The sequence below is a fragment of the Cognatilysobacter bugurensis genome (genome assembly GCF_014652095.1).
In the GTDB taxonomy this organism is placed as follows: domain Bacteria; phylum Pseudomonadota; class Gammaproteobacteria; order Xanthomonadales; family Xanthomonadaceae; genus Cognatilysobacter; species Cognatilysobacter bugurensis.
In genome coordinates this window covers 1,115,299-1,141,093 of sequence record NZ_BMYD01000001.1, presented here as the reverse complement: position 1 = coordinate 1,141,093, position 25,795 = coordinate 1,115,299, and the positions used below count along the sequence as shown (strand labels likewise).

The 25,795-nt window shown below is 64.6% G+C and carries 24 protein-coding genes and 1 tRNA gene; 6 read left to right on the top strand and 19 right to left on the bottom strand.

What is annotated here, in order from left to right; genetic code table 11:
• Positions 1–39: 39 nt before the first annotated feature.
• The 6 genes from IE075_RS05175 (at position 40) to IE075_RS05150 (ending at position 6,223) form a co-directional block, all read left to right on the top strand.
• Positions 40–990, top strand: coding sequence for a bifunctional riboflavin kinase/FAD synthetase (locus tag IE075_RS05175; protein ID WP_189453933.1), 951 nt, complete (start codon positions 40–42; stop codon positions 988–990).
• Positions 991–1,082: 92 nt separating this feature from the next.
• Positions 1,083–3,893 (top strand): isoleucine--tRNA ligase, encoded by a 2,811-nt coding sequence (ileS, locus tag IE075_RS05170; RefSeq protein WP_229792374.1) that lies wholly within the window; start codon positions 1,083–1,085, stop codon positions 3,891–3,893.
• Positions 3,894–4,015: 122 nt separating this feature from the next.
• Positions 4,016–4,525, top strand: coding sequence for a signal peptidase II (lspA, locus tag IE075_RS05165; protein ID WP_189453929.1), 510 nt, complete (start codon positions 4,016–4,018; stop codon positions 4,523–4,525).
• A gap of 9 nt (positions 4,526–4,534) precedes the next feature.
• Positions 4,535–5,485 (top strand): 4-hydroxy-3-methylbut-2-enyl diphosphate reductase, encoded by a 951-nt coding sequence (gene ispH / locus IE075_RS05160; RefSeq protein WP_189453927.1) that lies wholly within the window; start codon positions 4,535–4,537, stop codon positions 5,483–5,485.
• Positions 5,486–5,544: 59 nt separating this feature from the next.
• Positions 5,545–5,620: transfer RNA gene (locus tag IE075_RS05155), tRNA-Thr, on the top strand.
• Between the two features lie 87 nt (positions 5,621–5,707).
• Complete coding sequence (locus tag IE075_RS05150; RefSeq protein WP_189453925.1) at positions 5,708–6,223, top strand: hypothetical protein; 516 nt, start codon at positions 5,708–5,710, stop codon at positions 6,221–6,223.
• Positions 6,224–6,635: 412 nt separating this feature from the next.
• On the opposite strand, the gene IE075_RS05145 is transcribed toward IE075_RS05150, so the two are convergent.
• The 19 genes from IE075_RS05145 to IE075_RS05055 all read right to left on the bottom strand — a co-directional run bounded on the left by IE075_RS05145 (position 6,636) and on the right by IE075_RS05055 (position 25,781).
• Complete coding sequence (locus IE075_RS05145) at positions 6,636–7,400, bottom strand: hypothetical protein (protein WP_189453923.1); 765 nt, start codon at positions 7,398–7,400, stop codon at positions 6,636–6,638.
• A gap of 3 nt (positions 7,401–7,403) precedes the next feature.
• Positions 7,404–7,610 carry a hypothetical protein gene (locus IE075_RS05140; protein WP_189453921.1) on the bottom strand — a complete coding sequence of 69 codons (207 nt, stop codon included), beginning with the start codon at positions 7,608–7,610 and terminating at the stop codon, positions 7,404–7,406.
• Between the two features lie 1,001 nt (positions 7,611–8,611).
• On the bottom strand, positions 8,612–8,980 hold the full coding sequence (locus IE075_RS05135) for a hypothetical protein (RefSeq protein ID WP_189453919.1): 369 nt from the start codon (positions 8,978–8,980) through the stop codon (positions 8,612–8,614).
• 262 nt (positions 8,981–9,242) lie between these two features.
• Entirely contained in the window at positions 9,243–11,363 is a 2,121-nt protein-coding gene (locus IE075_RS05130) for a peptidase domain-containing ABC transporter (protein WP_425489355.1), read from the bottom strand.
• Between the two features lie 51 nt (positions 11,364–11,414).
• Positions 11,415–12,425 carry a rhomboid family intramembrane serine protease gene (locus IE075_RS05125; RefSeq protein WP_189453915.1) on the bottom strand — a complete coding sequence of 337 codons (1,011 nt, stop codon included), beginning with the start codon at positions 12,423–12,425 and terminating at the stop codon, positions 11,415–11,417.
• Positions 12,426–12,521: 96 nt separating this feature from the next.
• Positions 12,522–12,812 carry a hypothetical protein gene (locus IE075_RS05120; protein WP_189453913.1) on the bottom strand — a complete coding sequence of 97 codons (291 nt, stop codon included), beginning with the start codon at positions 12,810–12,812 and terminating at the stop codon, positions 12,522–12,524.
• Entirely contained in the window at positions 12,809–14,068 is a 1,260-nt protein-coding gene (locus tag IE075_RS05115) for an HlyD family secretion protein (protein ID WP_189453911.1), read from the bottom strand. Before IE075_RS05115 ends, IE075_RS05120 begins: the two co-directional genes overlap by 4 nt.
• A gap of 299 nt (positions 14,069–14,367) precedes the next feature.
• Positions 14,368–15,084, bottom strand: coding sequence for a hypothetical protein (locus IE075_RS05110; RefSeq protein ID WP_189453909.1), 717 nt, complete (start codon positions 15,082–15,084; stop codon positions 14,368–14,370).
• 617 nt (positions 15,085–15,701) lie between these two features.
• Positions 15,702–16,595 carry an ATP-binding protein gene (locus IE075_RS05105; protein WP_189453907.1) on the bottom strand — a complete coding sequence of 298 codons (894 nt, stop codon included), beginning with the start codon at positions 16,593–16,595 and terminating at the stop codon, positions 15,702–15,704.
• Positions 16,592–17,374: a helix-turn-helix domain-containing protein gene (locus IE075_RS05100; protein ID WP_189453905.1), complete on the bottom strand. Its 783-nt coding sequence runs from the start codon at positions 17,372–17,374 to the stop codon at positions 16,592–16,594. Before IE075_RS05100 ends, IE075_RS05105 begins: the two co-directional genes overlap by 4 nt.
• Positions 17,364–17,819 (bottom strand): hypothetical protein, encoded by a 456-nt coding sequence (locus tag IE075_RS05095; protein WP_189453903.1) that lies wholly within the window; start codon positions 17,817–17,819, stop codon positions 17,364–17,366. Before IE075_RS05095 ends, IE075_RS05100 begins: the two co-directional genes overlap by 11 nt.
• Complete coding sequence (locus tag IE075_RS05090; protein WP_189453901.1) at positions 17,816–18,016, bottom strand: helix-turn-helix transcriptional regulator; 201 nt, start codon at positions 18,014–18,016, stop codon at positions 17,816–17,818. The genes IE075_RS05095 and IE075_RS05090 overlap by 4 nt, the downstream gene beginning before the upstream one ends.
• Positions 18,017–18,079: 63 nt before the next feature.
• Positions 18,080–18,628 (bottom strand): hypothetical protein, encoded by a 549-nt coding sequence (locus tag IE075_RS05085; RefSeq protein ID WP_189453899.1) that lies wholly within the window; start codon positions 18,626–18,628, stop codon positions 18,080–18,082.
• Between the two features lie 36 nt (positions 18,629–18,664).
• Positions 18,665–18,928, bottom strand: coding sequence for a hypothetical protein (locus tag IE075_RS05080; RefSeq protein WP_189453897.1), 264 nt, complete (start codon positions 18,926–18,928; stop codon positions 18,665–18,667).
• A gap of 126 nt (positions 18,929–19,054) precedes the next feature.
• Positions 19,055–19,336 (bottom strand): hypothetical protein, encoded by a 282-nt coding sequence (locus IE075_RS05075; RefSeq protein ID WP_189453895.1) that lies wholly within the window; start codon positions 19,334–19,336, stop codon positions 19,055–19,057.
• Between the two features lie 50 nt (positions 19,337–19,386).
• Positions 19,387–20,679, bottom strand: coding sequence for a tyrosine-type recombinase/integrase (locus tag IE075_RS05070; protein ID WP_189453893.1), 1,293 nt, complete (start codon positions 20,677–20,679; stop codon positions 19,387–19,389).
• A gap of 342 nt (positions 20,680–21,021) precedes the next feature.
• Positions 21,022–23,256, bottom strand: a complete 2,235-nt coding sequence (gene rfbD / locus IE075_RS05065) for a dTDP-4-dehydrorhamnose reductase (RefSeq protein WP_189453891.1) — start codon at positions 23,254–23,256, stop codon at positions 21,022–21,024.
• 19 nt (positions 23,257–23,275) lie between these two features.
• Positions 23,276–24,484: a UDP-galactopyranose mutase gene (gene glf, locus IE075_RS05060; protein ID WP_189453889.1), complete on the bottom strand. Its 1,209-nt coding sequence runs from the start codon at positions 24,482–24,484 to the stop codon at positions 23,276–23,278.
• Positions 24,485–24,497: 13 nt separating this feature from the next.
• Positions 24,498–25,781 (bottom strand): glycosyltransferase, encoded by a 1,284-nt coding sequence (locus tag IE075_RS05055; protein WP_189453887.1) that lies wholly within the window; start codon positions 25,779–25,781, stop codon positions 24,498–24,500.
• Positions 25,782–25,795 lie beyond the last annotated feature (14 nt).

Genomic DNA, 25,795 nt, shown 5'->3' with positions numbered 1-25,795 from the left:
CGGCCGGGCAGCGGACCGGCCCGGCTATACTCCGACCGGATGAGCAGGCTGTTTCGTGACGTCGAAGGCGGGCCCCGATGCCCGCACGGCAGTGTGGTCTGCATCGGCGCATTCGACGGCCTGCACCTCGGGCACCGGGCGCTGGTGCGCCACACCGTTTCACGCGCGCGTTCGCTGGCTTTGCCGGCGGTTGCATTGAGCTTCGAGCCCTTGCCGCGCGAGTTCTTCGCGCGCGGCGAGGCGATGCCGCGTCTGTCGACGGCGCGTGCGAAGGCCCGCGGGCTGTGGGCGCTCGGCATCGATCAGGTCGGCCTGCTGCGCTTCAACACGGCGCTGAGTGCGCTGAGCGCCGAGACGTTCGTCGAGCGCGTGCTCGTCGATCGACTGCAGGCACGCGAAGTCTGGGTCGGGCCGGGATTCGGCTTCGGCCACCGGCGCGGCGGCACGCTGTCGACGTTGCAGACGCTCGGCAAAGCTCACGGTTTTTCGGCGGCCGAGATCGAGCCGGTGCTCGTCGACGCCGAGCGCGTGTCGAGCACGGCGATCCGCGAGGCGCTGCGCAACGGCGACTTCGAGCACGCGAGCCGGTTGCTCGGCCGGCCGTATGCAATCGAAGGCCGCGTCGTGCGCGGGCGGCAGCTCGGGCGCACGCTCGGTTACCCGACCGCAAACCTGCGCCTCGGCGGTCGTGTGCCCGCACTGACCGGCATCTTCGCCGTGCGCGTGACTGGCGTGGAAGGCCGGGTCTGGCCCGCGGTGGCGAGCCTGGGCACGCGCCCCACGGTGGACGGCGTCGAACCGCTGCTTGAAGTCCACCTGTTCGATTTCGACGGCGATCTGTACGGGCGCTGCATCGAAGTCGAGTTCGTTGCGAAACTGCGCGACGAAGTGCGGTTCGAATCACTCGACGCACTGACCGAACAAATGCACCGCGACGCCGCCCAGGCGCGCGACCTCCTCACGCACGATCAACGCCGCGCGTTCGGCTGAGCCTTTCCGTGAACGATTCCACGAAGTCCGGTCCGGACACCCAGGACAACCCGTACAAGGCCACGCTGCACCTGCCGGCCACTGCATTCCCGATGCGGGGCGACCTGCCCAAGCGCGAGCCGCAGACGCTCGCGCGCTGGGAAAGCGAAGGCCTGTATGCGCAGGTGCGTCAGCACGCGGGCACGCGCGATAAGAGCTTCGTGCTGCACGACGGCCCGCCATACGCGAACGGCACGATCCACATCGGCCACGCCGTCAACAAGGTGCTCAAGGACATCGTGGTCAAGTCCAAGCTGCTGTCGGGCTTCGATGCGCCGTACGTGCCGGGTTGGGATTGTCACGGCCTGCCGATCGAGGTCGCGGTCGAGAAGAAGCACGGCAAGGTGGGTGAGAAGCTCGATGCCGCCGCGTTCCGGCAGAAGTGTCGCGAATACGCGGCCGAGCAGATCGAACTGCAGCGGCGCGACTTCAAGCGCCTTGGCGGCCTTGCGAATTGGGACAACCCCTACCGCACGATGGATTTCCGCTTCGAGGCGGACATGCTGCGCTCGCTCGCGAAGATCATCGAGCGTGGCCACCTCGTGCGCGGCGCGAAGCCCGTGCACTGGTGCTTCGACTGCGGCTCGGCGCTCGCCGAGGCCGAGATCGAATACGCGGACAAGAAGTCGCCCGCGATCGATGTCGCCTACCTCGCGCGCGACCCGCAGGCGCTCGCCCGCGCGTTCGGGGTCGACATCGAGCCGGGCACCGAAGTCGCCGTGCCGATCTGGACGACGACGCCGTGGACGCTGCCGGCGAGCCTCGCGGTGTCGATCGGCGCAGACCTCGAATACGCGCTTGTTGAAGGCCCGGCTGGCCCGAACGGCCGCCGCCTGCTGGTGCTCGCGAGCGCACTCGCCGAGCGTGCGCTCAAGCGCTACGGCGTCGACAACGAGGTGTGCTTGCTGGGCACCTCGACCGGCGCACGGCTGGAAAACATGCTGCTCGCGCACCCGTTCTACGAGCGTGACATCCCGCTGCTGCTCGGCGAGCACGTGTCGGCCGAGGAGGGCACCGGTGCCGTGCACACCGCGCCGGGCCACGGTCAGGAGGACTTCGCGGTCAGCCGCAAGTACGGGCTGATCGAGCGCTACGAAGCAGCGCAGATCAATCCGGTCGATGCGCGCGGCCGCTACCTGCCGGGTACGCCGGCTGCGAACGGCGCGGAGATCGCGGGCGTGCATCTGTGGAAGGCAAACGACATCCTCGTCGATGCCGTCCGCGGGCTCGGCCTGCTGCTCGCCGCGCACCCGCTCGAGCACAGCTACCCGCATTGCTGGCGCCACAAGACGCCGGTGGTGTTCCGCGCCACGCCGCAGTGGTTCATCTCGATGGAGCAGGCCGGCCTGCGTCGCGACGCGCTCGCAGCGATCAAGGATGTGGGCTGGTTCCCCGATTGGGGCGAGGCGCGCATCGCGGGCATGGTCGAGGGGCGCCCGGACTGGTGCATCAGCCGCCAGCGCACCTGGGGCGTGCCGATCGCGCTGTTCATCCACCGCATCACCGGCGAGCCGCATGCGCGCTCGGCCGAACTCATGCGCGAGGTCGCCAAGCGCGTCGAGCAGTCCGGTGTCGATGCGTGGTACGCGCTCGATGCAGCCGAGTTGATCGGCGACGAGGCGGGCGACTACGACAAGGTCACCGACATCCTCGATGTCTGGTTCGATTCGGGCGTCACGCACGAATGCGTGCTCGGCGCCCGCCCGCACGACGGGCTTCGCAAGCCGGCCGACCTCTATCTCGAAGGCTCCGACCAGCACCGCGGCTGGTTCCAGTCCTCGCTGCTCACCGGCGTCGCGATGGACGGCGTCGCGCCCTATCGGCAGGTGCTCACGCACGGCTTCGCGGTCGATGCGCAGGGCAAGAAAATGTCGAAGTCGCTCGGCAACGTGGTCGAGCCGCAGAAGGTGATCGACCAGATGGGCGCGGACGTGCTGCGCCTGTGGATCGCGTCCACCGACTATCGCAACGAGATGTCGGTCTCCGACGAGATCCTCAAGCGCAGCGGCGATGCGTATCGGCGCATCCGCAACACTGCGCGCTTCCTGCTCGGCAACCTGCACGGTTTCGACCCGGCGCGCGACCTGCGGCCGCTCGAGGACATGGTCGCGCTCGATCGGTGGATCGTGCACCGCGCGCATGAGTTGCAGCAGCGCGTCATTGCCGCCTACGAGCGGTACGACTTCGCCGACATCGTGCAGGCGCTGACGAACTTCTGCAGCGTCGACCTGGGCTCGGTGTACCTCGACGTCACCAAGGACCGCCTGTACACGATGCGCGAGGACTCCCGCGGGCGTCGCTCGGCGCAGAGCGCGATGTACCGCATCGCCGAGGCGTTCGTGCGCTGGATCGCGCCTGTGCTCAGCTTCACGGCCGACGAGATGTGGCAGCACCTGCCGGCGCCGGCCGACCGTGAGCGAGCAAGGAACGTGCTCTTCGCGACCTGGTACGACGGCCTCGCGCCACTGCCGTCGGACGCAGCCTTGTCGGCGGTCGACTTCGACCGCCTGCTTGCGCTGCGCGAGCAGGTCAGCCGCACGCTGGAACCGATGCGCGCCGCGCGCGAGATCGGCGCGGCCCTGGAGGCGGAGATCACGGTCCGCGCGGGCGCGGCAGATGCAGAGTGGCTCGACAGACTGTCCGACGAGCTGCGCTTCCTGTTCATCAGCGGCGACGTCGACGTGCAGAGCGGCGGCGGCGACACGGCTGCGGTCGAGGTATCGGCCGCGCGATCGACGAAGTCGAAGTGCGCACGCTGCTGGCATCACCAGGCAAGCGTTGGCATCGCGCCGTCCCATCCGGGCCTGTGCGCGCGATGTGTCGAGAACGTCGACGGCGAGGGCGAGGACCGCCGCTGGTTCTGATGTCGTTGCGCGCTTTTGTCCGCGGCGCGCCCGCGCGCTGATAGCGGCTTGCCGGCCCCCGCGGAGCACCACCCGTCAATCAGCCCTGCCGCGCCCTCAGCGCGCGGCCACCCCGGAAACTCATGAACAACTCCGTTCGTCCCAATGCGCTCGTCTGGCTCGTCGTGTCCGTTGTCGTCATCGTCCTCGACCAGCTCACCAAGGCCTGGGTGCTGACCTCGCTGCCTGAGTACACCGCGGTGCCGGTCATCGAGGGCGTGTGGAACTGGTACCGCACGTACAACACCGGCGCGGCATTCAGTTTTCTGAGCGACGCGGGCGGTTGGCAGAAGTACTTCTTCGTCACGCTGGGCATCGTCATCAGCGGCTTGTTGGCCTGGTGGCTTTCGCGCACGCCCCGCCGCGACTGGCGTGTGGCGCTGCCGTACTCGCTCGTGATCGGCGGCGCGATCGGCAATGTCATCGACCGCGTCGTGCACGGGCACGTCGTCGACTTCATCCAGTGGCACTGGCAGGACTACTACTGGCCGGCCTTCAACATCGCCGACATTGCGATCGTCGGCGGCGCGGTTGGGATTGCCGTGCTCGGGCTGTTGGGGGAACAGAAAGGCGCGGCGCAGGCGCAGCGGTAGAATCGTCAGATGGACGTCCTGCTCGCCAACCCCCGCGGCTTCTGCGCCGGTGTCGATCGCGCGATCGAAATCGTGAAGCGCGCGATCGAATTGCTCGGTGCGCCGATCTACGTGCGCCACGAAGTCGTGCACAACCGATTCGTCGTCGACGACCTCAAGAAGCGCGGCGCGGTCTTCGTCGAGGAACTCGACGAGGTGCCTGACGGCGCGACCGTGATCTTCAGTGCGCACGGGGTCTCGCAGGCGGTGCGCCAGGAGGCCGCGCAGCGCGATCTGAAGGTGTTCGATGCCACGTGCCCGCTGGTGACAAAGGTGCACATCGAGGTCGCACGTCACTGCCGTGCCGGGCGCGACGTAGTGCTGATCGGTCACGAGGGACACCCTGAGGTCGAGGGCACGATGGGGCAGTGGGCGCGTGAGTGCGGCGCCGGCAACATCTACCTCGTCGAAGACACTGACGACGTCTCGGCACTCGAAGTGGGGCAGCCGGAAAACCTCGCGTACACGACGCAGACGACGCTGTCGGTGGACGACACGCGCGTGGTCATTGCGGCGCTGCGCGCGAAGTTCCCCGCGATCCAGGGGCCGAAGAACGACGACATCTGCTACGCCACCCAGAACCGCCAGGACGCGGTGCGCGAACTCGCATCGCGCTGCGACCTCGTGCTCGTCGTCGGCTCGGTGAACAGCTCGAACTCGAACCGGCTGCGTGAGCTGGCCGAGCGCGACGGCGTGCAAGCGCATCTGATCGACGGTGCCGACGAGATCGACGCGGCGTGGGTCACGGGGCGCACGCGCATCGGTGTCACCGCGGGTGCGTCGGCGCCGGATGTGCTGGTGCGCGGGGTCATTGCGCGGCTGCAGGAGTTGGGCGCGTCGGGAGTCACCGAGCTCGACGGCAAACCCGAGAACATGGTGTTCGCGCTTCCGCGCGAGTTGCGCCTGCAATTGGTGGATTGACCCTGCCGCCCGAGGCCCTCTACAATGCGCGGCCTTGCGGCACGTACCGCAACGGTTTTGCCGGAATAGCTCAGTTGGTAGAGCGGCGCATTCGTAATGCGTAGGTCGTAGGTTCGATTCCTATTTCCGGCACCAATAAAAACAAGGGCTTGCAGAGCTTATGGCGCTGCAGGCCCTTGTCCTTTTTGGGACTGGGTAGCAATTGGGTAGCAGGCTGCGTCGATGTCGTACCTGAAGAGATTGTCAGAGATGGCGCCGGATGGTGATACACAGCATCACTGGGATCGTCTCGTCGGCCGTTTCGTTCTCGCGTTCGGCGACATCGAGAACGTAGTGACGTCCTGCCTGCGGTTGCTTCCGCAGGATCCAATTGGGCGCACTGCTTCAGAGCTGCACCTTGCCCAGCGAATCAGCCTGCTGGAGGAGATCCTCTCGCCACGTCGCACGGCGGCCCGATCGAATCTCCTCGACGCTGTTAAAGCCGTGCGCCGCTACAGCAGCAAGAGAAACATCGTTGCTCACAATGGCCTGAGCTTTCGGTTTGAACGCGACGGGCAGGGCCTCGCTGTCGAAAGTGCTATTCGGTCGACGCGTGGCGATCGCTTCCACGAGGTCTCGCATCGGGAGATGATCGATCTGGTAGAGGAGGTGATGTCGATCTCCGCGGCGTTGAACAACGCATTTTTGGAGGTGGTCGACGACGAGCCTGAGATCGAGCACCGCCTTGATTCAGAGTGAGCGTAGTCGGGTTACTGCTATTCGCGGCCTGTCCTCGACATAGCGCGCGCCGCCGCCGCGCCGCCCGCCGCCGGCTGGGCCCTAGCATGTCTGAGCGCATCCTCGCCTAAGTGTCACCGGTTGAGCGGCGCTGGATCGAGCGGCGGGAGCCTGCGCATGGCGCACCGCTGAGGCGGTACCCGGATCGGGTCGCGAACTTGCCAGCGTTGGCGCCCGTCGAATTAGTCGGCGCATAGGCCCTGCCGCAGTTGGCTGAGGGCAGCTTGGATCTCGCCATATTTCGTTGTCGGATGCGATGAGGACGGGAGCGCTTACGTAGACGAGCCGGGCGAGCGCGCCGAGCTGTTCCTCAAGGGAGGCATCAAGGCCGACGAGTTCGCCGGGCTGCGACTGGGGCCGAACTTCGAACCGCTCACCCTTGAGGAGATGCGTCGGAAGGCGTCGAAGGTGTTTGAGCGAGCGGGGGTTTAGTCTCGTCGGCGTCGCTGTACCAGTAGTCGACGTTCACCGTATTACAAGACCTGAGTTGGACCACACAGAACTCGCCAGGTATCTCCACCCATCCACCCATTGGATCAGCCTCGTCAGGCGGGGTGTAAGGCATGATCTTGCGGAACGCTGTCCTCAGAACAACGCGGTTCAAGCTGCCGTCTGGGCCAATGCTGAACTCGTCTGCGATACCTGTGTAGAGATAGCAGTTGCTTCCTACTTGTACGTCGACGGTAAGCAGGATAAGCGTCACCCCACCCGGGTGAAGGAGCTCGTAAAAGTCAGCGTTACGCGGCTTTCGGAAACGTTTGTTTGCGCTTCTACCCAGCCGAACGCCTAGAAATGTAAGGCTAGTGAAGTAGACGACAATCTGGAGCGGCGACGCGACGACCGAGGCGACAGCTTTAACTCCGTCGTCTCCATCAACCTTACCCGCAAGCAAAAGAAGAGCGCTTCTGATGTCAGGTATTGGCGTGTCGAAAGCGTGTGCCACCAGCATCAAGCCGGCGTACGCAATAGCGTGTAGCACGAGCGCGGCCGCGATAGACACAGCAAGCCCTGCACTGATGTGCTGATCTAACGGATTGGTAGGCTTATTTGCCCGGTGTAGCCGGCTAAGACCAAAGAAGAACGCGACGCCCGGTAAGGCAAGAATGATCGCAACAAGGACCGAGAGACTCAGTCCCACGAATCAGCCGGCTTTCTTCTTTTCGGTGTCCTGCGGAGCTCGACCCTGCTTCTTCGAAAAGAAGGTGACATCCCCCACCTTCACGACCTCTTGGCCGCGCTCTCGAGCCATCAAAAACTGTCGCAGGTTGTCACGACCCGAATCTGCTGAGCCGAAAACGCGCTCGACAACGTCGCGCCGCATGGTTGCCTTGGCAGAGACTTGCTTCATTTCACCTTCCCCGTGCCCGAGACTATAGACGAGATTACGCGCGTGTGATCAACGGGTTGTCACGATTTGATCGTGATAGCTTTCCAGTGCAAAAAAGATACCGAATGCTGGCTGAAGTCGACTTATAGACTGGTCTAGCCAGACGGAAAATCGCGTAAGTATCTGATTTTACAGCAGGTGGGGTGAGTGTCGCCTCAGGTAATTTCTAACGGCGGCTGCCGATCGGCTATTTCTACTTGCCTCCACTTTAGAAGTGCAGAGGTGCGTTGCAGGGCCCTCGCACGGCCTCGAAGCTGACCGCCTCATCCTCGCAGCAGTAGAAATGAGGTGGCCGAGCCAGTCCGCCCATGGCGTGCCTCCTAGGCACGAGGCGCCTGCCATGGCAAAGACCACCCGCCTGTCGCCCTTGAAGTAGCTTCTTTAGAAGGGTGCGATGGGCCGAGCCGACATCGCTGCTCGTGGCTGGACCGTTGCGCTGCGATCACGCGGACGCACGCATACAGGTCGGGAACCCATCGAGCCCCCCCCCGATGCCGACCGCCTACCTCATGATTTCTGCCGTTGCCTGCGCACTGACTGTCGTACGCGGCCTCCTCACCGCGCGGAGGCGTGCCGCGCGCCGCCAGCGGAACCCGCTCCCTCCAGTGCTCGTGCTCGCGTAGCGCCGGATCAGCTGTTGAAACGCGTGCCCGGATACTTCCGGGCATGCGATTCCAATGGCTCCCCTGGTTGACCGGTCCCGGCCTCGCCTACGGGCGAAGGTTCGTCGCGACCGTGGTCTGCATGGAGGGCGGGGCGCGGGTCACCTGCACCCGAACATCCCGCGCCTGCTGCGCCATGAGTTCGCCGCCGCCGAGCACGCCGGCTGGCGCTCCGTCGAGGCGTGGAAGCGGAAATGGGAAGCCGAGCTTCGGGAGCTGTACGTACCCTACGGGAAGGGCAGGCCGGACCGGCCGAGCGAGTTCGAGGAGCAGTTCTGAGCTGTCACCTCTGACGCCATATCAGTTACAGGCCCGTGCGACCCGGTCGTTCCAGGCGCGTACGCTGTCGTATGACCGCTTGAGTCCTGCTGAACGTTCCCACTGTTCACGCTGCGAACGCGCCAGCTCGCACGTACTCCGCGCTGACGGTGTCACTGTCGGGATCGGGATGTTCGCCGCCGCCGCCGCGTGTTGCTGCTGCCTGGTAGCCCACTGGGCCTCGCGCTGCCGCTTTTCCTGCCACGTCAGCTCACGGTCGGGCACAAAGCCTTTGATGTCGGCGACCTTAGCAGAGGCGGGGCAGGGCGAGGTCTGGAAGCTCGTCGGCTTGCCCTTCTCCACGCACTTGTAGACCACCTGCCCGTGGGCAAGGCCGGTGTAGAGCAGCATTGCGCCGCTCACCGTAAGAACGAATGGACGCATGGGAACTCCCCTGTCGCGCTCAGAGTCTTGCCGAGGCGCCAGCTGGGCTGGCAGGCGAGCAGCGTAGGAAAAGTCCTACTTGCCTCTGCGCTGTGCCCTGATGGAGCACGTCTGGCGTGTACGTCAATCTGGTCTCGCCCCGGACGCCCGGCCCCTACCGACAGGGACACGGACGTCACCGACGAGTCGGCCGCGCAGTGCTTGGCGTCCGGGGCGTCCCACTGATCGATTAGGCAGGAACCGCTACGGCTTCGGCCCGCTCCACGGCGCTAGCCTGCGCATGTGCCTGTTGAGGACGGAGCTCTTGAACGATGCGCCCGCCATCCATAACAAGCACGCGATCGGCGCTCGCGATGGTCTCAGGACGATGGGCAACAATCACCTTCGTCAGCTCGAGCTGCTTGACGGCTTCGTTTACCAGTCGCTCCTTCGTCACGTCGAGGTGGCTAGTGGCCTCGTCGAGGAAAAGCAGTTTTGGGTTGCGGTACAGGGCGCGCGCCAAGATCACGCGTTGCTTCTGTCCGCCCGAAAGCGAGCTCCCCATGTCGCCAATTAGGCTGTGATAGCCCATAGGCATGGCAATGATCTCATCGTGCGCCGCAGCCAGCCGCGCAGCAGCTTCGATTCGAGCCTGATCATGCTCTGGGTCAAAGAAGCTTATGTTGTCTCCCACGCTGCCAGCGAATAGCTGATCGTCCTGCATTACTGCGCCGACCATGGAGCGCATGTTACGTGGCCCGAGCTTGCGCAAATCGTGGCCGCCGATGCGGATAATGCCTTCGGTGGGCACGAGCAGACCAAGCATCAGCTTAACCAAGGTGGTCTTGCCACAACCTGATGCGCCGATTACTGCCACCGACTCGCCCTGATCCACGGTAAAGCTGCAGTCCTTCAGCACCCAGGGTTCGCCATCGGCGTAGCGGAAAGAAAGCTTCTCGACCTCGATGCGGGTACCGGCCGGCGTCGGCGCTTCAGGCAGGCCATCCACGTCTTCCGGTGCCGTCAGGACGATATCGGCTAGTCGTTCGCCGTGGAGGCGCAACATACGGAACTCCATCCACTTGTCGATTAGAGCGCTCATGCGCTGGGCGAACTGGTCCTTGTAAGCCAAGTAGGCGATCAGCATGCCTACGGAAAAAACATTCTGAAGGGTCAGCAGCGCACCGATCCAGATGACCGCGATACGTTCGACGCCGAAGACAAGCTGACTGACAGTAGTAAAGCCCAGCCCCATTCGCGCCAGCCGAACGTCTTGGTTAACCGTGTCGACCATCAGATTGTCGTAGGTGGAGCGCCGTTGCGATTCCTGCCCGGCGACCTTGACGCTCTGCATGCCGCGAAGCGACTCGAGCAGGTGACTTTGCTGTTTCGCGGCAGCCACTAGCTGCTGTTCAGTCCGATTGCGAAAGGGATGATATGCCGCGGTTCGCAGAAGGAGGTACAGGGCCACCGCCAGCAAGGTAACCAACGCCAGCTTCCAGCTGTAGACCAGCATCAGCCCAAGCGTGACCGCCGCCATCAGCCCATCGATGAGTGCCTCGACAAAGCTCGTAGTCAGCGTGCGCTGGATCGCCTGTACGGACCCCATGCGCGAGGTTATGTCGCCGAGGTGGCGTTTCTCGAAAAAGTCGAGCGGAAGTCGCAAGAGATGGGCAAACACGTTGCCCATCCACTGCAGCCCAAGGCGCGAGGACAGGTAGACCACCGACCACCCGCGCAGCAGACCGATACCGATCTGCAATACCAGGGCGAGCCCAAATCCGAGCGCCAACACAGCCAATAGGTCGCGATCCGCCGAGATCAATACCTGATCGACGACCCACTGCATGAAGAAAGGTGCGAGCACCACAAACACCTGCAGCGCAACCGAAAGCAGCAGGATTTGCGTCAGCGCGCGCCGTAGGCCGCTAACCGGGCCGGTCAGCTGGCGAGCCGTTACTGATGGCGCTACCTTTTCGGGCTTGAACTCCGCCATCGGCGCAAGTTCCAACGCCACACCGGTAAAGTGTTTAGACAGCTCGTCCAAGGTGAGCTGCCGCTCGCCGAAGGCCGGATCAAGGAGGGCGACCTTAGCTCGCCCTACCTTCGTCAACACGACGAAGTGATTGAAATCCCAGTGCAGGATGCAGGGCAGCTTGAGCTTGGAAAGATCGTTTACCTCAAGCCGCAGTGGTCGCGCCTGAAAGTCCAGCTGCTGGGCGATGTGGATCAGGTGCCCAAGCTTTGCACCCTTGAGTGACATTGGAAAGCGGCGACGCATCTCGGGCAAGCCAATATGCATGCCGTTAGCGCTAGCTACCATCGCTAGACAGGCAAGGCCGCACTCGGCGGCCTCGGATTGCCGTGACAATAGTGGCTTCACTCGGTCCTACCTATAAGCGTCTGTCCGTACCGATATCGTCTAGGACCTGTTGCCATAATAAATTCCTGCTAAGCATCCTAAAAGAAGTCCGCACAGATGAGAAACCGTAGCGGCATTCGGTGACAGAATCTCCGAACTCAGGACCCCCAGAAGGGTCAAGTTGACGCTAAGCCACCAGAAGCCCTTCGGAAGCAAGCGCCTGTTTACAAGTCCGGCCGCTATAAAAACTCCTAAAAGTGTGTATACGCCGCCCGACACTCCGGCGTAGTTATCAAACACCCGGCCTCCCAACGCCATCTGGGCTAGCGCGGAAACCGTATTGCCAAGGGCGAACACAGCCAGTGTGGAGCCACCAAATAACGCATAAGTTAACGATCCGGCGAACAATAGAAGCGCCACATTGTTAAAATAGTGCACTAGAGAATAGTGAAGATAAGGGCCGGCCAATAGCCTCCAATACTCCCCATTTTCCACTGCGGAGTACATGACTCCGTATTCTCGGAACACCGGGTCAATCCCGCCGAGACTTGATTGTAGCCCCCACTGCAGCAGTCCGACTGCCAAGCTAATCAGCGCCCAAAGACGAATCCCGCGCCTAGCCCGGGAGCTGGCCTTCAACCAGTAGAAGAAAAGCGCCCTCTCGGCTACACCCGCGCGATGTCGCAGTGCGAACAGGTAGTCGACGACAAGCGTCGTAGTCAACATGGTCATTATGAGGCCGAAGGGCAATGCCTTTGAGCTCGGGCGAAGAAGCGAAACTCCGAGGAATGCGATCGCGCACGCAGCGAACGCAACCGCAAGGTTTCGAAAGTTGTTGCGTATCGTACGGAGTACCAAGTCTTCAAATTGCGGCACCAAGATCGGCGGCAAAAACTTCGAAGATTCAGGCTCGCCAACCAACAACGGATTGGCAGGTAACCATTTAGAGACCTCAGACGTTACTTCGTCGCGGGTGGCGTTGACTTGACGCCCGCTCTTGAAAATCGACCACTCGTGGCCAATTTTAGGAGGCAACGTGTTGACGTCCCGCCACTCACTTGTTTCCGACACTTTCCTGGCCTTGATGTTTCTACGTGCCGCAAGCTATCACTTATGGCTCTTGCTGCGCGCCCTAGAGCGCGCAGCAAGAGCGGTGTTACTTATGGATCACTCAGCAAGGAACTGAGCGATCGCCAGACCCGCCGCCACGCCGACAGCGACGGCGATAACCGGCGCACTAATGGCCCCGCCAGCCATCAGGGCGCCGGTCCCCAGCACCGACAGTACTGCGCCCGAACCCTCATAACCGGAGATGCCGCCATCTACAACTGCGACTTCATTGATGTTCAATTCACGCACGTTATTAATCCTTTCTGTGTAACGCAGCTCCCCTGCGTCGTGGGTTCCAGGATTCCACCTGGCAATTTCATGTGCTGTCGAAACAAGGCGATAGCTCAACCATCGCCTACCATCCCGCTAAGCGAATAAAGTGGTTCGAATATCCATTCAACCAAGCGTCGCCGTTCGCCGAGGATGTCGGCGTCCAGCAACATGCCGGGTCTCAAAGATTCCTGCGTGCCATACGCAGTCACGGTCTGCTGCGCGAGCGCGACCGTGACGCGGTAGAACGGTTCGCCAGCCTGCGCGCCAAGCAAGGTGGTGGACTCGGACGGCGACAGCGCACTTCGGCTGATGCGAACCACGCGCCCTAGGTGATGGCCAAACTTCTGATATGGATAGGCTTGGTAGCGCAGCAGAACGCGATCATTCGGCGCTACGAAGCCAATCGCGCGACTCGGGACCAGCAAGTCAGCCTCAAGCTTGCTGTCGTCGGGCAGCACCGTCAGGAGCGGTTGACCCGCCTGAATGGACTGTCCCGGTTTGGCGAGCAGAGTCGCTACCACGCCTGCCACGGGTGCATTGATAGTCAGCGCGCCGCGTGCTTCGGTTTCGAGTCGCTCCTGCTCCAGGGTGGCCAGATCGCGCTGGAACAAGGCAGCCGCAGCTTGGCGCTGGCCCGGCAGTTCCTGCATGGCCTGTTGCAGCTGCACGATCGTCCGGCGCGTTTCAATCGCCTGGCGCTGCAACGCCTGCATCGCACTAACCTGTTCCAGCGCACTGGATTCCTGCTGCTTGACCTGCAACACGCTGACGTACTCGTCGGCCTGCAGCTGACGCAGCCGTCCAAGCGTCTCGTTCGCGAGGCGCACCTGCTCCTCACGCGTGGCGATCTCGGCTTTTATCTGCGTAAGTTCCCACTGGGCCGTCGCCAGTTGGCTTGCGAGGCCAGTCTCTTGAGCAGACAGCAGTTGCTTCTGCGCATTTTGTCCGTCCTGCAGTCCCGCCTGCCTGCGTTGCAGCCGCTCTTCGAGCGCCGAGGCGGTGTCGCCACCTGCCACTGTCGCTCGTGGAACCGTAATCACGGCCAAGACCTCTCCCGCCGTGACTGTTCCACCTTCTGGAACGTGAAGACGGCTGACGACGCCCGTTGCAGGCGCCAGGACAGTTGCAAGACCATGGGAGGGTACGAGTTGGCCGACGACGCGCGAGCGCCGTGTGTAGGTGGCGAGCACGAGGAAGAGACCCACGGCCAAAGCGACGGTAACAGCCGCGCTCGTGAGCACCCAGAAGCGCACAGGCTGCGCGAGGGAGATTCCTCCCAGCCAACTCGTGCGCTTAGCCTCGAGCGCTTCCTTGCGAAACAGCTGCGACATCTTCCCTGAACCCCGCCTGCTGCTCACTTCCCCGTGAAGAAAATGTAAAGACCGGACTCCTATTCAGGCAAGGCTGCTTCCGGTCGAGTTTCTTACCAGTTTAGGAATGTGACAGCGGCTGGATTCTGAGGCTGGTGACACGTGACGGGGCTTCTGATACCGCCCCGGTCTAGCGCGGTGTCATAGCCCGTCGCCGTGAAGACACGTCCTGTGTTGGGCCCAGTCGGCGTCCAGATCGCCCTGCAGGTCCTGCTCGATCACCTGAAGCTGCTCGTCGAGCGCCATCTGGTCTGACGCTGTCAGGCGCTCGCGGACCTGCCCAAGGCGTTGCGGGCCTGCATCGGATCGTCGAGCAGCACGCGCTCGAGCACCTGCCGCTGCGTTGCGGAGGCGTACTCCGCGCGCTTGGCCTGCCGGGTGATGGCATCCGCGCCCTGCAGGTCGAGCACGCGGTCGATGGCGACCATGCCGCGGGCGATCTCGTGGTCGACCCGTTCGGGATCCCAATAGTTGAGCGCAGCCGCGTTGCGGGCGTTCTTCTGCAGCGCCTCACTCTGCTGGACCAGCACCGAATCGCCCTGCTGCAGCGAGTGCCGCATGAGCTGTTTCTCGGCCAGCTGGCGGCGCTGGCTCGCCTGCTGTTGGCCCCAAGGCTGCAGGTGGTTCGGCAGGCGGCGCACGATCGTCGACACCTGTTTGTCCCACTCTGGCAACACCTGCTTCTCGAGCCCGAAGCCGTTCTCGCCCTGTCGGGCGAATGCGCCGCGTTCGGGGTCCTGCAGGAGCGTGTTCTGGATCGTCGCGAGGTCGTTCTCCACGCGCATCTGTAGCGCCGTGTTCGCCTTGTCCTGCTGGTGTCGGGCGATCTGCGAGGCGACGCCGGCCATGTCCTGCAGGCCGCTGGCGATTGCCGTGCCGGCTTGGCGCATGTGCTGGGCGCCGGAATCGTCGATCCGGACGTTAGGGGTTACACGCGCCGGAACCCCGGGCACGCCATAGCGGGGCACAGTGGGCATTCAACGGCTCCTGGCTGCCGGCAGGCGGTCGGTGTGCCTGCGACGGGGGTTGGAAAAGTGGCTGGGTCTCGCGCGCGCGCGCGCGCACTTGGCCGCGAAACTCGGGTCGAGGGTTTCCGCAGGCTTCGCGTGCGCGTGCGCGCGATGGCGCAAGAAACTCCGTCTGCTTGGTTTCCGCCGGCATCGCGCACGCGCGCGCGTACGCGCGCGATGCGGCGGGAAACTCCTTGTCCGGAGGCGAGCAGTCCGCCGGCAGCCTTCTAGGGGCCGAGAAAACCCCGAGGGGTTGCGGGCCCGCATGGCGGGACGAGAGCCGCGAGCGCGGCAGCCGCCGCCCGCCGCCCGCGCTCTTTAGGAGCTCCGAAAACTCCGTTTTTCGGGCCTTCGCGCGTGCGCCCGCGCGCGTACTGGGCGCGAAGGTCGCGCGCGTGCGCGTGTAGGTCTGACAAAACCCCCCGCGCGCGCGGGCGTACTGCTCCGCGAAACCCTCGCGCGCGTGCGCGTAGTTCTCGGAAAACCCTCCGAGCGCTCCGGCTGTGCGCTCCGCGGACGGGCTGTGGGACCGGGCTCGCCGGGCCGTGCGGCGCCGTCATTCGCCTGACCTGGCTCGAGGTGCGTCACAGGGTGCGCCTCCTGCCTGCGAACGCCTGGGAGCGGCGCGCCACACCGGTCTCGCGTTCCACGACTTCGCCGTTCACGCAGACCGGGAAGGTGAACACGGGCGGTTCCGGCTCGATCAGGGCGGGCGGCGCCTCGATGAGATCGCGGTCCACACCGGCAGCCGCCCGGCGGCTCTCGCCGGGGATGGTCACGGTGACATTCGCCTCACGGAGCCGGTCGGCCGCGCGCTCGCCGATGCCGTCCAGCGTTTCCGCGGTCAGGTTCGACGCGACGATCGTCGGGCGCTGTTGCCGATATCGGTAGTCGACCAGGCTGAAGAGCAGGGCTTGGTCCCAATCGCTGCCGGACCGCACGCCGATCTCGTCGAGCACGAGCAGGTCGAGGCCCTTGAGTCTCTCGACGAGGCGGGCGTCTTCGCTGTCGCGCTGTCCGAACGCGGCCTTCGTCCTGTCCACCACGTCGCCCCAGACGACATATCGGGCGTACACGCCGGCCTCGTACGCGGCGGCGATCAGCCCGTAGCAAAGGTGCGACTTGCCGACGCCCGGCGGACCCAGCAGGGTGAGGCCCTTGCCGGTCTGCAAATGCGCACGAAGGTTGGCTGCGTAGGCGCTAATTGCGCGGTGCGCGACTTGCTGGGCCTTGTTACAGGGGCGCCAGTTGCCGAGCGTGCGGTTGCGACCGAGGCGCGGCACGTCGCTGGAACTCTGCCAGGCGCTCCACCGGCTCCACTTGCTTTCGTACTCCCGCTCGAGCGGCCCCAACACGGCGCGCCGGGCTTCGGAACATTGCGGGCAGGTAGTCCCGATCCGGGCGAGAATCGTCGGCGGGATCAGGTCGTCGTCGCACTCGTACTCGAGGTCATGAATCGGGCAGGTGTAGGTCGTCATCCGGTCGCTCCAAGGCGTGCGAGCGCCTCCTCGTTCGCTAAGGCGAGCTCGTCTTCGGTTCGGGTATCGCGGGCGAGGCGCCCCCCATCCGCGCTGCGGCGGCTCCGGATTGCGGCCGCCTTCGCAAGCCAGCCGATCGGTTCGACCACGTCGGCGTCCTCAGCTTGGGCGAGGAGTGCGCGTGCCTGGATAGTGCCGACCACCTTGATGAGCCGGCCAAGGTAGCCGCGGGCGTCTTTCTCTCGAACGCCCTTGCTCTGCAGGAACCGGAGACCTGTTCCCCAGATCGGGTCCGCAGGACGCGAGGCGTCAGCCTCGTTCTTATTGCTAGGTAATGGATAGGTAATGGATAGGTCAGTGGACTCTGTGCCCGCGCGGTTGGGACGCAGAGTCCGCACGTTTTGGACGGAGAGTCCGCACGTTTCTGGATGGCGTGCGGGCAGAGTGTCCGCAGCTTCCTCGGATCGTGCGGACACAGTGTCCGCACCCTTCGGGATCCTCAGTCCATATACGAACCGCCTCCATCCGTGCTCGGTTCCCTTTTGCGACCTCGTAATGAACCCGGCTGCCTCAGCGCGCGTCATCGAGCGGCGGACGGTCTTCTCGTTTACTGAGGCTTTGGTGGCGATCGTCGGAATCGACGGGAAGCAGTTCGATCCGTCGGCGTCCGCCCATTCGGCGAGCACAACCAGGCACAGCTTTACGGTGGAAGATTCGGCGCTGTTCAGCACGGCCGATCTCCACTCGAGCACGAATGCGCGTTCGCGGTCATCGGCCATCGCCCCGCTCCTCGGCGAGCAGGCGCTCCCGGAAGCGCAGGGCGGCCCGCTGAGCGCCTTCGAGCTCGATCGCGACCCGTGAGGCGGCTTCCGCGCTCGGACGCGCGTCGAGCTCGTCCAGCGCGCGCTGGAGGTGGTCGCCCATCGTGGGAAGGCTGCGGCGCAGCTCCTCGCTCGACGGCCCGTACAGCGCGTCGTAGCTCGCGTGCGCCGCGCTCAAGTCGTCGAGGAGCCGGCCGAACGCCGCATGCGACTGGCGGAGTCCGTCAAAAGTGCCACGGTCGCGCTCGTCGAACCAGGCGTACACAGGGCACAAGTGGCCGAGATTGAGCTGGAGCCTGCTGTGCAGCTCCTCGACACTTGCGGGCTTCGCGACGAAGCGGTCGGCGTAGGTATCGGAGCCTTCTGTCGACGGCCCGCCCTCGATCACCGGGAAGCGGCTCACGCGGCAGCCTTCCCGCTATTGCCGCTACGGCCCTGCTTCAACGCTTCTACGTCGGACTCGCGCCAGTAGTTGCGCCCGTTGATCTTGATGGGCTCTGGAAGCAGCCCCTTCTGCACCCAGCGCCACACCGTCATGTCGGAAATACCGCCGAATTGCCGGCGGACCGTCGAAGCTGCGATTAAGGGTTGAGTTGCCACGTCTGACCACACACGTTGGAATGTGGTCAGATGTTTGCCCGCGTGAGGCCTAGAGTAATCCCGCTACTTTTTACGTTTTGGCGGAACTCTCAAGGAGAACGGCATCGAGTTGCGTGTCTCGTAAAAGAGCTCAGACGCCAAAGTCTTCCCGATTCCGAGCTGCTCGCCGACGTCCTCGAAAAGCCCTGCGTCAATCGGTCTTCCGTCTCGTGAGGCAGCATTAACCGCAGTAAAGACTCGGCCGCGCAGCTCCCGCCTTTTTCTCATTGACGCCAGGTGTGTTCCTTTCGGGTGGGGCCTTCCGAAAGCATCATCCCAGCTGGCAACTTTGTGTAGGCGTACTGACTCATACGCCTTCACAAAGGCTTCTGCAGCCCATTGGGGCAGTAGGTCATTGTTGGCGGCGCAGATACGGACGGCAGTTAGAACTGCGCGCTTATCGCCAGAGGCGAATCTCTGCTCAAGCGCTTCGAGAAGAACACTCCCGAACTGCCGCAAGATCGGAGGATGTGTAACTACCTCGTCGTCGGGACCCCATTCCTCGAGCACGACGTGACCGACGCTCAGAATGGTGTCGATATCCATATCGGTCAGCGTCAAATTGTCAGTCATTTTTAGCAGCCTCGACTGGGCACGCGGTCTCTCGGGTCACCCGGCACGCGCGGCCTGCAGCATGTCGAAAAGCGCGAAGACGGCTTCATCTGGCGTACGCGCCTCGCAGCCACGCGCGCGCAGCCACTCCTTGATCGCCTTGCGCTTGGTCACCGCGGCCTCGAGCTCGGCCAGCCGGGCGCGCATTTCGACCTCGTTGCCGTCGTGGTAAACGCGGAAGCACGGCGCTGCGGCCTCGTACACGGTGACTTCTTCTTCGGTCGGCAGCTCGTCGGCCTCCCATTTCGTTCCGCCGAGCATTGCCCAAGCGAGGCGGCCGTCGAGCGCGTCGCCGCGCAGAAGCGGGAAGGGTGCGATCTTCGCGGCGGGGCCGGTCGTGACCTTCCGACCGCGCTTGCGCGCGCGGGAAGCGTATGACAGAGGCGTTCACGACTGCGCTCCTGAATCAGCCGCGTCACCGTGTGTCGGCTTGTAGAGGCTCAGATCGGCCGCGAGCGCGTATCCCTTGTCCGCCCACGCATCGGCGAGTTGTACGCCTACTCCGATGAGCAAGCCCCATTGCTCGCCACCGTTATGGAGGTCGATGCGGACAGCCCTCAACAGGGCGCCAAGCTGGGCAATCGTCCTGCCCAGTTCGGCGGCGGAATCGCCCATCTGTTCGAATGCGTCGCCGCGCGAAGCGTTACTTTCTACAATCTCGGTTGCCATGGTCGTTCTCCTTGGTAGAGCGGTCGTGGAAGGCGGGCAGGGTGCTGCAATCACCCTGCTCGCCGCTTGCTCCCTCGCCGGCTGGCGAGAGGAATCACGGTCGGCGCTGCTCCCTTGAGGATGGCGCTTAATTCGCGGTCCCAGCGCTCGAGCGCTTCCGCGACGTGTGGTCGGTAGTCGGCGTGGTCGTACACCTCTCGCAGGCCACTAAGGGCGTGGTTGAGCACGCGCTCGGCGGTGTCGGGCGAGACGCCACACCAGCCGGTCAGGGCCGTCCGCACTGTGCGGCGCAGGTCGTGCGGGGTCCACGGCTTCGCGATCGGGTCAAGCTCGAGCTCTGCTGCCGCAGGCTTCACCTGCGGCGCGATGTGGCGGCGCAGAGCGTTATTCCATGTATCTGAGCGCAGCGGACGGGCTTCGCCGCTCTCGTCGGCGCTGGCACTGAAGTAGGGCGCGCGTTTGCCGAGATGGGGGCAGTCGTCGAGCACCGCCTTCGCGCGCGAGGCGAGGTAGATGTCGATCCGGCGGCCCGACTTATTGTCTTCCTGCTTCCAGTAATCGCCGGTCGAGTCGATGTCCGAGCGACGGATACCGCCAACCTCGCCAATGCGCTGGCCGGTGCATATGGCGAACCGGAGCGCGTGGCCGTACGGATAGCCCGCGAGTTCACAGGCGCGCCAGAGGATGCGGATCTCGTTCCGGTCGAGCGTGCGCTTGCGCTTCGTCTGCTTCGCCGGGTTCTTGATGTCGGCCGCAGGGTTGCTCTCGAGGTCGAAGCGATCGCGGGCGAAGCCGAACAGCAGGCGGATCACGACGGCCGTGCGGTTGGCCGCGGTGGTCGAGCGCGCTTTGACCTTGTCGAGGAAACGCACCAGCTGGCCGCGGCGCAGGCTGCCGATGTCCTCGTCTCCGAACTCGGCGACGAACTCAGCCAGCGCGCGGCGGTAGTCGGCTTGGGTGGCAGGTGCGAGATCGCCGAGGTGCGAGGCGGTCCACAGCTCGCCGACCGTGCGCACGAGGCGCTCGCGGTCGAGCGTGCGGGATTCGCGCTTGGCGGCGCGCTCCCGGGCCTGCTCGGCCTTGGGGTGGAATCCAGCTGCTTTCTGGTTTTCGATCTCGCCGGCCTTGGCACGGGCGTCCGCGATGCCGAGCGCCGCCCACTCGCCGAGCTTGAGGCGGGCGAGCTTCCCGTCGATCCGCGTCATGTAGTACCAGGACGCGCCACGGGGGCCGATGCGCAGGCACAGGCCACGATGCACGGTGTCGAAGTAGTCGACGCGGGTGGTCCGCGGCTTGGCGACCTCGGCCTCGATCCACTTCTGGGTGAGCTTCTGCGCGGGCATGCGTAGGTCGCCTGGGTAACAAACGGGGTAACAGAGGCGACGTTACCCCGTGTTACCCAGTGTGCGCAAGCGTTACGCTTAGGTCGCCTGAAAGCCAGCAGTGTCGGGCCTTTAGTGTGATGCAGTGTTGCGCTGTGTTTCGGTGCTCCTGTGGATTCGTAATGCGTAGGTCGTAGGTTCGATTCCTATTTCCGGCACCAATTTAAAGCCCCGCGAAAGCGGGGCTTTTTTTTGCCAACAGTGCCGTGCGCGATCCTTGCCAGCGGTGGGCGAAGCGCGTCGACATCAGACCGACAACCGAACTGCGCGCGGCTAACCCGCCGCGCGCGTGATGGAACTCCGTCAGGCTGCCCGTGCGTTCGGCTGCGGCACCTGGAGCGGCGCTTCGCCGTTCGCGGCGATCTGCGCGAAGTATCGCGTGAGCGCGTCTTCGAGCGAGGGCATGCCGAACGTCTGCTCGCTGCGCATCGCGCTGTAACGCGGGCGCCGGGCAGGGAGGCGCCGGTGGTCATCGCTGCAGGCCTGGATACCGCCCGGGTCGACCTGCGCAAGCTGCGCAGCGCGTGTGGCAAGTTCTGCCCACGTGATCGCACCGTCGTTCGTCAGGTGCCGGATGCCGGCTTCGCGATCCACGAGCAAGTCCAAGCACTGGTGCACGAGGTCAGGCACGTAGGTGGGCGACACGGTCTGGTCCTGCGACGCCACGAACGGGCTGCCCGCCCGCAGGGTACGCAGCGCCACCGAGACGAAGTTGTGCTCGTCCCATGGCCCGAAAAACGAGCTCGTCCTGACGACGAGCGCACTCGGGTGACGGTCCAGCACGAGTGCTTCCGCGCGTGCTTTGCTCTGGCCGTACACGTTCAGCGGCTGGATCGAGTCGGTCTCGACGTACGGCGAATCCTGTTCGCCGTTGAACACCAGGTCGGTCGAGAACGTCACCAGCCCAACGCCGTGCCGTGCGCAGACCGCAGCGAGGGTGGCCGGCCCGTGGGTGTTTTCACGGAAGCAGCGCTCCGCGTCGCTTTCGGCTTCATCAACCCGCACATAGCCCGCGGTGTTGATCACGGCCCACGGACGGTAGCGATCAAATGCCCGTTCGACTGAGTCCGCATCGGCGATGTCCATCTCCGCACGCGAGAGCAGGCGGAACGCCAAGTCGCGCTCCTTGCAGATTCGCGCAAATGCACGGCCCAGCGTGCCGGTGGCACCGGTGATCAGGATCGGCGCGCGGTTGTCGCCGGTCCGCGGCCGGGGAGGGAACGTGAGTCCGGGCACGGAGACCGGCTCCCGCGCGAAGAAGCGCGCCGGGCGGCGCCACCAGCCGGCGCCGGACAGCGCCGGGTCGTTCGGCAGCCCGCCCGACGCGAGTGCTTTCATCAAGGCGGCGATGGCGGTCGGTCGCGGCACCCCGCTGCGTACGTCGAACGCGCCGGCCTCGTAGTAGTCGCGACATTCGGTGAGCAGGCAGTTCCAGTCATAGAGGCCCAGAAGGCCCCAGACCGCCACCGCGCGGACGTCGGCGCCCTGTGCGCGCGCCTGCTCGGCGCCGAGCCAGATCTCTGCGAGCCAGCGCAGCTGGTCTTCGCGCTTGGCGTCGATGTGCGCTTCGGTGATCGCGATCGGCAGGCCATAACGTTCCCAGGCCTCGAGCAGCAGCGGGCCGATGCCGCCCGTGGGCTGAGCCAGCACGCGCGCCGTCTCGATGTCGGCATATCGATGCCGGCGATTGCCGCCGTGGTAGTGCTCCGGATAGTTGTCCTGGTTTTCGTCCAGGAAGCGCTCGCTCGTGACGTAGTAATTGACGCCGAGGATGTCCGGCGGGCACGGATTGTCCCGGAACCAAAGGATCTCCTCCGGCGTCGCACCGCACACCGCGATGAGCCAGTCCCAAAGGGAATGCGCCTCATCGACCTTGCCGCAGATCAGATCCCATCCGAGCCAGCGCACCTCGTTGCTGAGCTCGGCTTGGTAGGCGAGAAGCGGCGTGCTGTAGATCTTGCCGAGGTCGTCCGTCTGGACGAGCTTGGCGTTCGGGTTGACCTCGCGAATCGCGCGCATCGCGAGCACCGTGCCTCGGCACTCGTTGAACAGCGCGTTCTTGAACGTGTGCTCGTCGCGGCCGTGCGGATACCACACGCCATACAGGCCGCTGAAACGCGCGGTCGTCAGCGGCTCGTTAACGGGCGTGTAGTACTCGACCCACGGGTAGCGCCGCGCCACGGCGCCGGCGTACTCGGCCAGCTTCGGCCCGAATTCGGGATCGACGAGGCTCGTGTACATGGGGCCGCTGCCGTGGTGCACGAGGCCGACGATCGGCTCGACGCCGACCTCGCGCAGCCGCTGCAGGCGCTCGTCCGGCCACGACCAATCCGCCGATTCCGGGCCGTCGGGCGCGATCTGCTCCCAGAGCACCGGGTAGCGGATCGTCGTCATCCCCGTGGCGGCGAAGCGATCGATGTCGTCCAGGCGGATCGCATGCGCGCTGCGTTCCAGCTGGCGGTTGTAGCTATCGCCGACGCGGCAGATCGTGCATTCCACGCCGCCCCACAACTCGAGTTTTTCGCGTCCGAAGGTCATGTCGTGGCCGGTGCTCCAATCAGCGCTTGGTGCCAATCAGCGGAGCCGGGGCAGCGGCGCTCGACTTCGAGCTGCCACTGGCGGCGACGAGTTCGGCCGGGGCCGTGTCCTCGTTCGACGCGTCGACATCGCCGAGCTTCTCGAGCACGTACTCCGATGCCTTGAGCGCCGCGCCGACGCACTGGTCCATGTTGTAGTAGCGGTACTGCGCCAGGCGGCCGACGAACGTCACGCCCTTCTCTTGCTGCGCGAGCGCTTCGTAGCGCTTGAACAGCGCTTCGTTCTCCGGGCGCGGCACCGGGTAGTACGGGTCGCCTTCGGCCTGCGGGAACTCACGCACCAGCGAGGTGCCGGCATGCTTCTGGCCAGTCAGGTGCTTGAACTCGGTGACGCGCGTGAACTCGTAATCGTTCGGGAAGTTCACCGTGCCGACCGTCTGGTACTGCTCGGTATCGGCCAGGTGCTCGTGCTCGAAGCGCAGCGACCGGTAGGGCAGGCGGCCGAAGCAGTACGCGTAGAACGCGTCCACTGGACCGGTGTAGACGATGTGGTCCGACTGCACCTTGTCGCGCATTTCGAAGAAATCCACGCCGGTTTCGACGCGGATGCGCGGATGGTCGAGCATCCGCTCGAACATCTTCGTGTAGCCCTCCGCGGGCATCTTCTGGAAGGTGTCCGTGAAATAGCGGTCGTCGCGGTTGGTGCGCGTCGGGATGCGGGCAGCGACCGACGAGGCCAGCTGCGACGGGTCGAGACCCCACTGCTTGCGCGTGTAGCCGCGGAAGAACTTCTCGTAGAGGTCCTGGCCCACCGCGTTTACGACCACGTCCTCGCTCGTGCGGATCTGCTCGCGCGGTTCGCGGACCGAGTCGTAGAAGCCCTGGATCGTGTCTTCGTTGAGGTCGAGGCCGTAGAGCTCGTTGACCGTGTCGATGTTGATCGGGATCGGCACGAATTTGTCTTCGACCTTCGCGAGCACGCGGTGCTCGTAATCGCGCCATTCCGTGAACTGCGACAGATACTCCGCGATGCGGGCACCGTTGGTGTGGAAGATGTGCGGGCCGTACGGGTGGATCAGCACGCCGTGCTCGTCGGTGCGGTCATAGGCGTTGCCGCCGATGTGGTCGCGCTTGTCGATCACGAGCACGTTGTATCCGCGCTCGGCGAGTTCCCGGGCTACGACCGAGCCGGAGAAGCCGGCGCCTACGATCAATACGTCAGTTTTCATTCGATCTTCCCTGTTAATTCGAGTCCGAGGCGGCCGAAACGGGGCCGAACACGGCCTCCTGGATGTCGTTGCGCATCGAGGCAATGGTGGCGTCCCACGTGGCGTCATTCGCCCGTGCAATGCCTTCGGCGATGAGGTCCTGGTCCGGCGAGCGCCACGCACGTTCGACGGCGTCCACGAACTCCTCGGGGGAGTGGGCCACCTGCACGATCGGCGTGAAGTTGCGCACGACGTCGGCGATCGCGGTCGACACCACCGGCTTGCCGCCGGCCATGTACTCGAGCGTCTTCGTCGGGTTGATGTACTTCGTCGCGTCGTTGAGCGCGAACGGCATCAGGCAGACGTCGAAGCCCTTCACGAGCGAGGGCAGGTCGTCGTACTTCTGCTGGCCGAGCCAGTGGATGTTCGGGCGGTCCGGCAGTTCGTTGCGATCGACCTTCGCGAGCGGGCCGGCCATGACGACCGACGCCTCCGGGAAGCGCTTGGCGAGCGCGTCGACCAGTTCGTAGTCCAGGCGCTCGTCGATCACGCCGAAGTAGCCGAACACCGGCTTTGCAAGCGACGACACGGAAGCCGGAACCTCCGTCTCCTCGAGGCGCGCCTTGCCGTAGTGCTCGACGTCCACGCCGCAGCCGTAGAAATGCACGTTGTCGTGGTGCTTGGACTTCGACTCGAACAGCTGGAAGCCGCCGGTGAACACGACGTCGGCCTTCGACATCACGAAGCGTTCGCGGTCGCCGATGTCCGGCGGCGCGAAGCGGAAGTTCGCGAGTTCGTCCATGCAGTCGTAGACGATGCCCGGGCCGCCGAACTTGCCGAGGTAGCCCGGCGCGCTCATCGGCGAGTAGAACCAGTGGACCGCGTCCTCGAACTGTCCTGCAAGCAGCGGATGCTCGCGCAGCGCCTGCTGGATCAGCGGGAAGAAGATCTCGGCGTCCTTGTCGGAGTTCACCGCGAGGTGCTGCGGGATCTGCGGAACGATGCGAACGAGGTTCGGCATCGGCTCATCGACGGCCAGGTGCGGTTCGCCTTCGGCGATCACCGGGTCCTCGATGAACAGGACGCGGTGGTGCTTCGCGAGCCGCGAAAAAATCTGCTGCGGGCGCTGCCAGACGAAGTCCCAGCGCAGGTGGCAGTGGACGATGATCGGGAAGTCGTCGCGGCGTGCGCTCGACGACGGGCCTGCATTCGGAGCGCGAACGGCCGGCGCACCGCCGGTAAACGTGGAGTCGAGATCCGCAGCAAGGGCCGCGCTTCCCGACTCGAGTGCGCTCAGCTCATCCGTTTCCTTTGACATGGTGCTCTCGCTTC